Below are 11,852 nucleotides of genomic sequence, written 5' to 3'. Positions count from 1 at the left end.
TCGAGCCACACTGTTCGGCCACGACATCGCAGCTGGAACCCGATAACGGAATTTCCTGCCGCATGGGAGGATCGGAGTCATGTCTCCTACTCTGCACCTGGTCGGCGACCCCGAAGCCGATGCGCTGCTCGCCGAGGACCCTTTCGCGTTGCTGATCGGAATGCTTCTCGATCAGCAGGTTCCGATGGAATCGGCATTCGCCGGTCCCAAGAAGCTCGTCGACCGTCTCGGCGATCTGGACGTCGAGACCATCGCTACGGCCGACCCGGAGGAGTTCGCGGCCGTGTGCGCCACCACGCCTGCAGTACATCGCTTTCCGGCTTCGATGGCCAAACGCATTCAAGGACTCGCGGAATACCTGGTCGAGAACTACGACGGCAACCCGGATCAGATCTGGCGCCGCGAGAGTCCTGACGGACCCGAAGTACTGAAGCGGCTGAAGGCTTTGCCTGGGTACGGAGATCAGAAGGCCCGCATCTTTCTCGCGTTGCTGGGCAAGCAGATGGGAGTGACGCCCGACGGGTGGCGCAAGGCCGCGGGCGCTTACGGCGACGAGGGATCGCGGCGGTCGATTGCCGATGTCGTCGACGAGAAGTCGCTCCTCGAGGTCCGTGAATTCAAGAAGGCAGCCAAGGCAGCAGCCAAGAACAAGTGACGTATGAGCACTGGCTGCAGAGCCTCGACGAGGCCTCGCTGGCCTCCCTTCTCCACAAGCGTCTCGACGTGGCACTCGATCCGCCGCCACGCACGTATGCCGCACTCGGTCACCTCCTGCGGCGGGATCGATCGTTGGATGCCGCCATGCGTGAACTCGACGTGGGTGCCCTCTCATTGCTCGTGATACTCGCTGGAGGCGAATCGATGTCGCGTTCGGACATCGGCGCAGCGGTCGCGGAGGGGATCCATTGCACGACGTCCGATGTAGATCGTGCTGTGGGATCGCTGATCGATCTCGGACTCTGCTCGCCGGTAGGTGCGGGCTACGCCTCCATCGTCGACGACGTAGAACGTCTGAATCTGCACGCGCTCCTCGAAGTGTCGCAGCCAGTCTTGGTCGAGCGAGGCGCGGCGAATGTGCAATCTCAGGAACTTGCTGTGGCCGGGTTCTGCGACCTCGTCGAAGCAGTGCTCGTCGAAGTCGATGCAGGCTCTGTGAAAGCGGTCAGGGCGGGGGGAGTGGGGAGCCGTGAGGTTCGGACGCTCGCCAAGGGCGTCGGTGCTGATGTCGACGTCGTCGAACTGGTTCTCGGTCTCTCCGGCGAGCTGCGTCTTGTCGAAGCTCGTGCCCCGCTCCTGCGATGCACGACCGAGTACGGCGAATGGCGATCGATGGATCGGGCAACGAAATACGCCAAATTTGTGGAAGCGTGGTGGTGGTCGGAGGGCGCCGCAACGAATTCCTTGCAAGCGAACGGCAAGCGTGCTCGGACACTCGGTCCGATCGCTCCGAATCCGTCGACGGCGGTGCTTCGTCGACGGATGATCGACTCGATCCCGGACGGTGGTTTTCTCGACGTCGACTCGGCTGTGGACTACACGGTGTGGAAGCTGCCCCGGTTCGCGGCCGAGGCAAACGCCGGTGATGTCGCGGCCGTGTGGCGCGAGGCATCCGCACTCGGGATCATCGTCGACGGTGCTCCGACAGACCTGTCACTATTGCTCGGCAGGCTGGGTACTACCGTCGATGCGACCGTGTTTGCACCCGCGGTGCACGAGCTCGTTCACCGAGCAGAATCAGCAGTGCGGTTGTTGCCCGATCTCACTGCCGTGGTGTCCGGACCTGTGAGCGAACGTGTTTCGCTGCTTCTCACGGGGGCAGCGACCCGCGAAGCGCGCGGTGCTGCGTCGGCCTGGCGGTTCAGCGACCGATCGATCCGCGCCTGGCTCGATCGAGGTAGCTCCGGCGAAGAACTACTCGAGTGCTTGGCTGCAACCGCATCGACCGAAATGCCACAGTCACTCGAATACTTGATCCGTGACGTCGTGCGCAGGCACGGGACTATCACCGTCGACGGGGTGTCCGGGCGTATCGAGTCTCGAGATGCCGCGCTCATTGCAGAGATTCATGCGCGCGCACTGTTCGAGGCCGAAAGGTGCGATGACTCAGTCCTGGTCCCGTCGATACCGGCGCACAAGGTGCTCGAGGCGTTGCGATCCGCAGGCTACGCCCCAGTGCTCACCGGCGACTTCGTACCGACAGAGGTGGCCAGGATGGAACCTCGACCGCTACAGCCGCGCATCGTTCCCATCTTGCCGCAACGCACCGATGTCGGGGAGTTGGCGCGCGCCCTCGTGACAGGTGTTCCAGCCGAAGTCGATGTAGCCCGATTGGCTGCGCGTGTGAAGACCGTTCATCACCTCCCGGCCCGAGATGCCGATGCCCTCGCTGGGGCCATCGCGCTCGGCACCGTGGTGACGGTCGATGTACTTACCGCGGGCGTGGGCATCGTCAAGGACACGATCGGTGACATCCTTCTCGATTCCGGTACGTTGCATGCCTGGTCGGAACGGTTGCAGACCAGGCGGAGTATCGAGATCTCGAACATCCGGATGGTCGTGACACCGCGGTTGTGAACTCGAGGTTGGGCCATCGACGCCGATGTCGGCACTCGCCGGTACCCTTTCGGCGTGGCTCTCTACCGGAAGTACCGTCCTGCGACGTTCGCTGAGGTTGTCGGGCAGGAGCACGTCACCGAGCCCTTGAGTGTGGCGCTCAACTCCAACCGAATCAACCACGCCTACCTCTTCTCCGGCCCACGTGGCTGCGGCAAGACTTCGTCGGCACGCATCCTCGCGCGGTCGTTGAACTGCGCCGAGGGCCCTACCTCCACACCTTGTGGGGTGTGCAATTCCTGTGTCGCGCTCGCACCGGGTGGCCCCGGAAACTTCGACGTCGTAGAGATGGATGCAGCAAGTCACGGCGGCGTCGACGATGCTCGTGATCTTCGGGACAAAGCGGTGTACGCACCCGCTGAGTCGCGCTACGTCATCTTCATCATCGACGAGGCGCACATGGTGACCACGGCGGGCTTCAACGCGCTGCTCAAGGTGGTCGAGGAGCCGCCGGAGCACCTGGTCTTCATTTTCGCCACCACCGAGCCGGAGAAGGTGCTGCCGACCATTCGGTCACGCACGCACCATTACCCGTTCCGGTTGCTGCCCCCGTCGACCATGCGCGGACTGCTCGAGAAGATCTGTGCGCAGGAGAACGCGATCGTCGCGGATCCAGTGTTTCCGCTCGTCATCCGGGCAGGAGGTGGATCGCCGCGTGACTCGCTGAGCGTGTTGGATCAGCTTCTCGCGGGCGCTGGTCCGGAGGGCGTGACGTACCCGCGGGCGTTGTCCTTGCTCGGAGTCACCGATGTCGCTTTGATCGACGAGGCAGTCGACGCTCTCGCAGCCGGCGACGGTGGCTCCCTTTTCGGCACCATCGACAAGGTCGTCGACGCCGGTCACGACCCCCGCAGGTTCGCCGCTGACCTCCTCGAACGGCTGCGCGACCTTATCCTGATGCGTGCCGTGCCCGACGCCGGGGAACGCGGTCTGGTCGATGTGCCTGGCGACGTGCTCGAACGACTCCGTGACGAGTCGACGCGCATCGGCTCGGCAACCTTGGCGCGGTACGCGGAAATCGTGCACTCCGGATTGGGGGAGATGCGTGGCGCCACTGCACCGCGACTTCTCCTCGAGGTGATGTGTGCACGCATGCTTCTGCCGTCCGCTTCCGACGCCGAATCTGCTGTGCTGCAACGTCTCGAGCGTCTGGAACGGCGTCTCGACGTGACCCTTCCCGCCGGTGAGCAGGCCGCGGTCGATCGGGCCGCGGTCGTCGAAAATGCGGCCCCTAGGCGGATCGAGGCGTCGGCACCAACGGCCCCGGTGGAGGACACTCCGTCGAAGTTCGTCCGCCCCTCGCAACGGCCCGTGGCTGAGGCACCTACGCCAGCCGTGCCTGCACCTACGCCCGCTGCGGCACCTGCCACGCCCACGCCCACGTCCCCGCCTTCGGTGACCGTGCCGGCGCCCATCGTGACGCCGGAGCCGGAACCACAGCCCGAGCCGGAACCACAGCCCGAGCCGGAACCACAGCCCGAGCCGGAACCACAGCCGGAATGGCAGCCTGAGCCCGAGCCGGTCCACGTGGCGGAGCCAATGCCGAATGCTGTGCCCGAACCGAGTGCGGAGCCTGCGCTCGTCACCAGTCACGAGTCGCCTTCGGTGCCCGAGCCGGCTCTTGTATCTCAGCCGGAGCGAGAGCCCGAGACTGAATCCAAGCCCGAGCCTTCAGCTGTAGTCGAGCCGGTTGTCAGTGAGCCGGTTGTCACTGAGCCGGTTGTCGGTGAACCCGTTGCCAGTGAGCCGGTTGTGACTGAGCCTGAGCCCGCGCCGGCTCCCGTCGCAGAGTCGAATCAACCCGACGCGGCGGCGGTACGTGCGGTGTGGTCCGAGGTCAGGACCAAGGTTCGTGAGCGCAGCCGTACGGTCGAGGTCATGTTGTCCGGGGCGTCGGTGCGCGCCGTCGACATCGATTCGATCACCCTCGGCCACGACTCGGCTCCGCTGGCCAAGAGGCTTGGGGAACCGCGAAACGCCGATGTCATTCGCGACGCATTGCGTGATGTGTTCGGAGTCGATTGGGCTGTGACCTGCGTCGTGGGTGCGACTGCACCGACCGAAGAGGCCACGGTATCAAAGGGTGGTCCCGAGGCTCCGAAAGCCCCGTCGACGAAATTCTCACGACCGAGCCAGAGCAACAAGACGGCGCGAACGACCGAAGATGCGTTCGGGTCGGCGGGGGATGGATCGGGGTACGAAGATATTCCGCCACCTGAAGCGCCGGACTACCCTGACGACCCCGAGCCGACAGGTCCGCCACCGCCGGAAACCGCTGAGGACGAGGAAGAGCTCATGAAGGCGGCCGCGGAGCCAGCGGATCCGTCGATCAGGCGCGATCCGGATACCGTGGCGCTGGAGTTGATCCAAACCCAACTGGGCGGAACTCCTCTGAAGGAGTAGCGCTGCTTGTAACGGAGAAACCGCTCAGGCGAAGTTGTCGCCGAGTGCTGAATTGTGCACTCGACAGCAAGGAGCTAGGCCGGCTCGATATCTTCCGGATCTACGAATACGAGGCGTCCGTCGTCGAGTGCGACCGCATATCGACGGGCGAGAGCCCAGCCACGATCTGTCACGGAGGCCTGTTGGTCGCCGAAGTCTTCCTTGACCACGCCGGACTCTTTTGGCCACTGCTCGCGCGAGAGCTCGGCATCGGAGCTGTAACGGACCTTCACATGTGCGCCGACAGCAACGGGCTGCTGGGTGTCCATGGACATCAACTCCTGATCTTCCACAAATATCCCCCCGCTATGTCGATTGTAGGTCTACCCAGCACCTTCGAAACCCAAACTGCCCGTTCGGTCACAGACAATGCTCGTTTAGGTCCTGTCGCTTCTGCGGTAACACGTTCTAGTCTGTACACAGCCGAGGTGTATTCCTCGTGTCCTGCAGCGTCCTGACCGGCGCTGCCACCGAAATCAGTACGTGGAAGGAACTGCACGCTGTGACTACAGAGGCGTTCATTTACGAAGCCATCAGAACCCCGCGCGGTAAAGGGAAGAACGGCTCGCTGCATTCCGTGAAGCCGCTCTCGCTGGTTACCGGGCTGATCGACGAACTTCGTCGTCGATTCCCGGATCTGGACGAGAACCGCATCTCGGACCTGATCCTGGGCGTCGTGTCGCCGGTAGGCGATCAGGGTATGGACATCGCCCGCACCGCCGTTCTCGCCGCGAAGATGCCGGACACCGTGGGCGGATTCCAGCTCAACCGGTTCTGCGCTTCCGGTCTCGAAGCAATCAACCTCGCCGCACAGAAGGTGCGCTCCGGCTGGGATGAGCTCGTGATCGCAGGCGGCGTCGAATCGATGTCTCGTGTTCCGATGGGTAGCGACGGTGGCGCGTGGGCGATGGATCCGGCCACCAACTACGACACCTACTTCGCCCCGCAGGGGATCGGCGCCGACCTGATCGCGACGATCGAGGGCTTCACTCGCGAAGACGTCGACGCATACGCAGTGCAGTCGCAGGAGCGCGCGGCAGCAGCATGGTCGGGTGGATACTTCGCCAAGTCGGTCGTGCCCGTCACCGATCAGAATGGTCTGCTCATCCTCGATCAGGACGAGCACATGCGTCCGGGCAGCACCGTCGAATCGCTCGGCAAGCTGAACCCGGCGTTCGCCGGAGTTGCCGCCATGGGCGGATTCGACGACGTCGCGCTGCAGAAGTACCACTGGATCGACAAGATCAATCACGTGCACACCGGTGGTAACAGCTCCGGAATCGTCGACGGTGCAGCCCTCGTTCTTGTCGGCAGCGAGCAGGCAGGCAAAGACCTCAATCTGGTTCCGCGAGCGCGTGTCGTAGCAACCGCGACGAGCGGCGCCGACACCACCATCATGCTCACCGGACCGACACCGGCAGCGAAGAAGGCTCTTGCGGCGGCAGGCTTGACCGTCGACGACATCGATCTCTTCGAGTTGAACGAGGCGTTCGCCTCGGTCGTGCTGCGGTTCCAGAAGGACCTGAACATCCCGAACGAGAAGCTCAACGTCAACGGCGGAGCTATCGCTATGGGGCACCCGCTGGGCGCCACCGGAGCCATGATCACCGGAACTGTGCTCGACGAGCTCGAGCGCCGCGGCGGCCGTTACGCACTCATCACCCTGTGCATCGGCGGCGGCATGGGCGTTGCCACCATCATCGAGCGAGTCTGAGGCGAAGACATGACAAACACTGAAGCAAGCAAAGACAACATGATCAAGTGGGAGCAGGACTCCGACGGCATCGTCGTGCTCACGATGGACGACCCCAACCAGGGCGCCAACACGATGAACCAGCTGTACAAGGACTCGATGGCCACCACCATCGACCGTCTCGAAGCCGAAAAGGACTCGATCACGGGTGTAGTCATCACCTCCGCGAAGAAGACCTTCTTCGCCGGTGGCGACCTGAAGAACATGATGAAGATCGGACCCGACGACGCACAGCAGGTGTTCGACGAGGCCCAGAACCTCAAAGCGCAGCTGCGCCGCATAGAGAAGCTCGGCAAGCCCGTCGTCGCAGCCATCAACGGTGCTGCACTCGGCGGTGGTTTCGAAATCGCACTCGCAACGCATCACCGTATTGCGGCGAACGTATCCGGAGTCCAGCTCGGCCTCCCCGAGGTCTCCCTCGGACTGCTTCCCGGTGGCGGTGGCGTCACGCGCATCACCCGCCTCCTCGGCATCCAGACCGGCTTCATGACGGTCCTCGCCCAGGGCACCCGATTCCGTCCCGACAAGGCGCTCGAGATCGGTCTCGTCCACGAACTCGTCGACAGCATCGACGCGCTCGTACCGGCCGCCAAGGCGTGGATCAAGGCCAACCCAGAGGGCGGCATCGCTCCTTGGGACGTCAAGGGCTACAAGATTCCAGGTGGAACACCGTCGAGTCCAGCGATGGCCGCGGTTCTGCCTGCCTTCCCCTCGAACCTGCGCAAGCAGCTCAAGGGTGCACCGATGCCCGCGCCGCGTGCAATCCTCGCCGCTGCAGTCGAAGGGGCCCAGGTCGACTTCGACAACGCGTCGACGATCGAGTCGCGGTACTTCACCGAGTTGGTCACCGGGCAGATCTCGAAGAACATGATTCAGGCGTTCTTCTTCGACATTCAGGCGATCAATGCAGGCAAGTCGCGTCCGGACGGCATCGAGAAGACGAAGTTCACCAAGGTCGCAGTCCTCGGTGCAGGCATGATGGGCGCCGGAATTGCCTACGTGTGCGCAAAGGCCGGCATCGACGTCGTGCTCAAGGACGTAGCCATCGAGTCTGCGCAGAAGGGTAAGGCGTACTCCGAGGCCATCGAGGCCAAGGCACTCTCGCGTGGGAAGACCACCCAGGAGAAGTCCGACGCACTGCTGGCTCGGATCCACCCGACCGCCGATGCCAAGGATGTCGAAGGCGCCGATCTCGTCATCGAGGCCGTCTTCGAGTCCGAGGAGCTCAAGCAGAAGGTGTTCCAGGAGATCGAGGACCTCGTCGATCCGACGTCGTTGCTCGGCTCGAACACCTCGACGCTGCCGATCACGAGCCTGGCGAAGGGAATCAAGCGCCAGGAAGACTTCATCGGGATCCACTTCTTCAGCCCGGTCGACAAGATGCCGCTCGTGGAGATCATTCGCGGTGAGAAGACGTCGGACGCCGCTTTGGCAAAGGCATTCGACCTGGTCCAGCTCATCAAGAAGACCCCGATCGTTGTCAACGACAGCCGTGGATTCTTCACCTCGCGCGTCATCGGCACCTTCATCAACGAGGCAATCGCGATGCTCGGCGAGGGTGTCGAGCCGGCATCCATCGAGCAGGCCGGTCTGCAAGCGGGCTACCCTGCAGCGCCGCTGCAGCTCTCGGACGAGCTGACGCTGACGCTGATGCAGAAGATCCGCAAGGAAACCGCGGACTCGGTGATCGCCGCAGGCGGCACTCCTGCTGAGGATCCGGCTGGTGCGGTCATCAACAAGATGGTCGACGAGTTCGAGCGTCCCAGCAAGCTCAAGGGTGCAGGCTTCTACGAGTACGCCGACGGTAAGCGCACCGGCCTGTGGCCCGGACTGCGTGATGCGTTCAAGTCGGGTACCTCGGAAGCTCCGTTCGAGGATCTCATCGAGCGCATGCTCTTCATCGAGGCACTCGAGACGCAGAAGTGCTTCGACGAAGGCGTGCTGACTTCCACGGCCGACGCCAACATCGGGTCCATCTTCGGCATCGGGTACCCAGCCTGGACCGGCGGCGTACACCAGTACATCGTCGGCTACAAGGGTGGTCAGGCGGGCTTCGTTGCGCGCGCCGACGAGCTCGCGGCCAAGTACGGCGAGCGGTTCACAGCGCCGGACTCGCTCCGCTCCTAGTAGGACAAACGTGCGAGTGGGGATACGTCATACACGACGTATCCCCACTCACACGTCGCGGTACGCGACCAAACGCTCGGCGCCGTCGGTGAATTGCTTGCGCATCAAAGTGCAGGCCGCATCGACGTCGCCGGCGTCCAGGGCCTCGATCAGCTGCTCGTGGTTGCGCACGGCCGCGCGGCCCCATTCGGGGTCCGACGCATAGAGGCGGGTGGGGGTGTAGCGAGTCGCGTTGTTGAGAAACCACGCCAACTTGCTCGCCTCGGCCAGTCTGTTGATTACTCGGTGGAACTCGAACTCGTTGATTTCGACTTCCTCGGCCCTGCCGTTTGCCACGGCGGCGGCCAAAGACGCATTGAACTGCCTCAGCTCGGCGATCTCTGACTCGCCGATTTTCGGTGCCGCGCGCCGAACCAACTCGACGGCAATCCGGCCCTGCAGCCAAAAGATATCCACGATGTCGGCCGGAGTCAGTTCCGAGACCACGTATCCGCGATGCGGTACGAGTTCGACCATTCCCTCGCCTCGAAGCGTCAGCAAAGCCTCTCGAACCGGCGTGACGCTGACACCGAGTTCGGCCGCCGTCTCGTCCAATCGGATGTAGTCGCCGGGGCGGACTTCTCCGGACATGACGAGATGCCGCACATGGCCCGCAACGTCCTCGGACAGCTGTGGCCGCCGACGCAGAGCTGATGCTGCGGTAGTTGTGCGCGCTCTACCTGCCATGACGATCAGCCAATCACAGTGTGTAGGTCTGCACTCAACTCCGGGGCCGGATCAACATTTTCGTAAGGGGCTCGACCACGCGTGCAGCGACCGGTCCGAGTACCGCCATCAACAGCACGTACGCGGTCGCGAGAGCAGCCAGTTCGCCGTCGACGGCGCCGGCCGCAACAGCGAGTCCCGCGATGACTATCGAGAACTCGCCGCGCGCGACCAGAGCTGCACCCGCGCGGAGCTGTCCAGGCCTACCGATGCCTTGCCGACCAGCGGCCCAGGCACCCGTCATGACCTTGGTGATCGTGGTTGCCACGGCCAGGACGACGGCCCAGCCGAGGACGGGCGGAATGGTCGAGGGGTCCGTATTCAGGCCGAACACGACGAAGAACATGGCGGCGAAGAGGTCGCGTAGCGGTTCGAGGATGCGGGTCGCGTTGTCCGCGGTCGAACCAGAGATGGCGATGCCGAGCAAAAAGGCGCCGACTGCTGCCGATACCTGTAACTCGGAGGCGATGCCGGCTACGACCAAGGCGGAGCCGAGGACCGTGAGCAGGACCACCTCGCGGTCAGGGCTGTCGACGACGGCAGAGACGAAGCGTCCGTATCTGAGCGCGATCACAAGCACCACGGTGATGACGAGCAGTGAGATTCCGACTGCCCCGAAGCCGCCCAAGATGCCGACTCCGGCTAGGACTGTTGTCAGTATCGGCAGGTAGATCGCCATCGCGAGGTCCTCGAACACGAGAATGGAGAGGACGACGGGTGTTTCGCGGTTACCGAGACGGCCCAGATCGGTGAGAACTTTGGCGATGATGCCCGAGGACGAGATGTATGTGACGCCGCCGAGAACGAGGGCGCCCACGCCACCCCAGCCGAGCATGAGCGCGACCACGGCTCCCGGCGCGAAGTTGAGGACGATGTCGACGACCCCCGCCATCCATGACCTGCGAAGCCCGGTGACGAGCTCGGTGGCGGTGTACTCGAGCCCTAGCAGTAATAGCAGGAGAATGACGCCGATCTCGCTGGCCAGTTCGCTGAACTCGTCGATGCCGTCGAGCGTGATGAAGCCGCCGTTGCCGAAGCAGAGGCCGCCGAGGAGATAGAAGGGAATCGGTGAGACGCCGATGCGTCCGGCGAGTCTGGCGAGGAGGCCGAGTGCGAAGAACACTGCCCCGAGTTCGGTCAGCGCAAGTGCGCTCTCGGCCACAGGGAATCAGCCCTGTTTGTTCTTATGCATTGTTGTTCGCACACATTGCCGAGCAGCTTGGCGGCTGCATCCAGTCCCTCTGCCGTACCGACCGCAACGAGTAGATCGCCGGAGACGATCAGGAAGTCAGGATTGGGTGACGGTTGGACCTGGCCTGCGCGCATGACCGCGACGATGGATACACCTGTCTTGGTGCGCATCGTGGTGTCGCCGAGAGTTCGGCCGTCGAATCGCGAGCCCTCTTTGATGCGGAGCTGCCGTGTGTTGATGCCGGGAAGTTCACGGTGTTCTTCCCCGAGCTGAGCAATGAGTTGCGGCGTGCCGAGCAAATTGCCCAGCGCCGCCGCTTCCTCATTGCTCAGTGTGATGGACGCCTGTGTCGCGTCGGGATCATCCATGCGCGAAACGATCAGCTCGTTCACGCCGTCCTTGCGGGTGATGACTCCGATACGACGCCCAGATGCGAGGGCGAAGTCCTTCCGCACCCCGATCCCGGGCAGCAGGGTCACTTCGACATTCATAGGGGAATGCTAACCCCAGTCGGTATGACCCGTACCGCCTAGAGCCCCTCGATCAGGACGCGACAGCGGCCAGCAGTGCTTCACGCTGGTTGGCGCCGAGTCCACCGATACGGCGGGTGTCTGCGATCGACAGCTGCTCGAGCAGCTGTGCGGCGCGCACCGAACCGACACCTGGAAGTGCCTTGATCAGTGCGGAGACCTTGGTCTTCTTGACGATCTCGTCGCCCTCGGCCTTTGCGAGAACGTCAGCAACGCTCAGCTCGCCGGACTTGACGGCGGCCAGCAGCTTCGACCTGGCGGTACGTGCCTCGGCCGCCTTGGCCAACGCCGCGGTGCGCTGTTCCGGAGTCAATACTGGTAAAGCCATGGCCTTATCTCCTCGATAGTGGTGACCCGTCGCTCAATGACATGGTCGGGACCCTCTTGCATCGTGCCTGGTGGCTCGGACAATCTTTTCGAACGACACACG

At 63.4% G+C, this 11,852-nt stretch carries 10 protein-coding genes; 5 read left to right on the top strand and 5 right to left on the bottom strand.

The features are described from left to right. Nucleotides 1-79: 79 nt before the first annotated feature. Genes QMK32_RS03965 through QMK32_RS03955 form a run of 3 tightly spaced genes read left to right on the top strand, consistent with a single transcriptional unit; the run spans nucleotide 80 to nucleotide 5,016 of the window. Complete coding sequence (locus tag QMK32_RS03965) at nucleotides 80-655, top strand: HhH-GPD-type base excision DNA repair protein (RefSeq protein ID WP_283473088.1); 576 nt, start codon at nucleotides 80-82, stop codon at nucleotides 653-655. Beyond that, the gene (locus QMK32_RS03960; protein ID WP_283473087.1) at nucleotides 652-2,574 is read left to right on the top strand and encodes a helicase-associated domain-containing protein; all 1,923 of its coding nucleotides are present in this window, start codon (nucleotides 652-654) and stop codon (nucleotides 2,572-2,574) included. The genes QMK32_RS03965 and QMK32_RS03960 overlap by 4 nt, the downstream gene beginning before the upstream one ends. 54 nt (nucleotides 2,575-2,628) lie before the next feature. Then, a complete protein-coding gene (locus QMK32_RS03955; protein ID WP_283473086.1) occupies nucleotides 2,629-5,016 on the top strand; it encodes a DNA polymerase III subunit gamma and tau in 2,388 nt (795 codons plus the stop codon). Nucleotides 5,017-5,090: 74 nt separating this feature from the next. Here the strand turns inward: QMK32_RS03955 and QMK32_RS03950 are convergent, their stop codons facing one another. Then, on the bottom strand, nucleotides 5,091-5,324 hold the full coding sequence (locus QMK32_RS03950) for a hypothetical protein (RefSeq protein WP_269302249.1): 234 nt from the start codon (nucleotides 5,322-5,324) through the stop codon (nucleotides 5,091-5,093). A gap of 233 nt (nucleotides 5,325-5,557) precedes the next feature. On the opposite strand from QMK32_RS03950, the gene QMK32_RS03945 reads away from it, so the two are divergent. Both QMK32_RS03945 and QMK32_RS03940 read left to right on the top strand, forming a co-directional pair. After that, complete coding sequence (locus QMK32_RS03945) at nucleotides 5,558-6,769, top strand: acetyl-CoA C-acetyltransferase (RefSeq protein WP_283473185.1); 1,212 nt, start codon at nucleotides 5,558-5,560, stop codon at nucleotides 6,767-6,769. Nucleotides 6,770-6,778: 9 nt separating this feature from the next. Continuing rightward, entirely contained in the window at nucleotides 6,779-8,935 is a 2,157-nt protein-coding gene (locus tag QMK32_RS03940; RefSeq protein ID WP_283473085.1) for a 3-hydroxyacyl-CoA dehydrogenase NAD-binding domain-containing protein, read from the top strand. A 48-nt stretch (nucleotides 8,936-8,983) separates the two neighbouring features. On the opposite strand, the gene QMK32_RS03935 is transcribed toward QMK32_RS03940, so the two are convergent. The 4 genes from QMK32_RS03935 to mihF are packed head-to-tail and all read right to left on the bottom strand — an operon-like array spanning nucleotide 8,984 to nucleotide 11,750. Next, the gene (locus QMK32_RS03935; protein ID WP_283473083.1) at nucleotides 8,984-9,661 is read right to left on the bottom strand and encodes a GntR family transcriptional regulator; all 678 of its coding nucleotides are present in this window, start codon (nucleotides 9,659-9,661) and stop codon (nucleotides 8,984-8,986) included. Nucleotides 9,662-9,695: 34 nt separating this feature from the next. Further along, nucleotides 9,696-10,862 carry a cation:proton antiporter gene (locus tag QMK32_RS03930; protein WP_269302254.1) on the bottom strand — a complete coding sequence of 389 codons (1,167 nt, stop codon included), beginning with the start codon at nucleotides 10,860-10,862 and terminating at the stop codon, nucleotides 9,696-9,698. Further along, complete coding sequence (locus QMK32_RS03925; RefSeq protein WP_283473081.1) at nucleotides 10,838-11,383, bottom strand: cation:proton antiporter regulatory subunit; 546 nt, start codon at nucleotides 11,381-11,383, stop codon at nucleotides 10,838-10,840. Before QMK32_RS03925 ends, QMK32_RS03930 begins: the two co-directional genes overlap by 25 nt. A gap of 52 nt (nucleotides 11,384-11,435) precedes the next feature. Further along, nucleotides 11,436-11,750, bottom strand: a complete 315-nt coding sequence (mihF, locus tag QMK32_RS03920) for an integration host factor, actinobacterial type (protein ID WP_084345684.1) — start codon at nucleotides 11,748-11,750, stop codon at nucleotides 11,436-11,438. Nucleotides 11,751-11,852 lie beyond the last annotated feature (102 nt).

This window comes from Rhodococcus sp. H29-C3, assembly GCF_030063405.1.
GTDB lineage: Bacteria > Actinomycetota > Actinomycetes > Mycobacteriales > Mycobacteriaceae > Rhodococcoides.
This window is presented reverse-complemented; position numbering and strand designations above follow the sequence as displayed.

Excerpts from the sequence above, each read along its gene's own strand:
- QMK32_RS03965 (WP_283473088.1), top strand. The coding sequence starts at position 80 with ATGTCTCCTACTCTGCACCTGGTCGGCGACCCCGAAGCCGATGCGCTG.
- QMK32_RS03950 (WP_269302249.1), bottom strand. The coding sequence starts at position 5,324 with ATGGACACCCAGCAGCCCGTTGCTGTCGGCGCACATGTGAAGGTCCGT.
- QMK32_RS03940 (WP_283473085.1), top strand. The coding sequence starts at position 6,779 with ATGACAAACACTGAAGCAAGCAAAGACAACATGATCAAGTGGGAGCAG.
- QMK32_RS03935 (WP_283473083.1), bottom strand. The coding sequence starts at position 9,661 with ATGGCAGGTAGAGCGCGCACAACTACCGCAGCATCAGCTCTGCGTCGG.
- QMK32_RS03925 (WP_283473081.1), bottom strand. The coding sequence starts at position 11,383 with ATGAATGTCGAAGTGACCCTGCTGCCCGGGATCGGGGTGCGGAAGGAC.
- mihF (WP_084345684.1), bottom strand. The coding sequence starts at position 11,750 with ATGGCTTTACCAGTATTGACTCCGGAACAGCGCACCGCGGCGTTGGCC.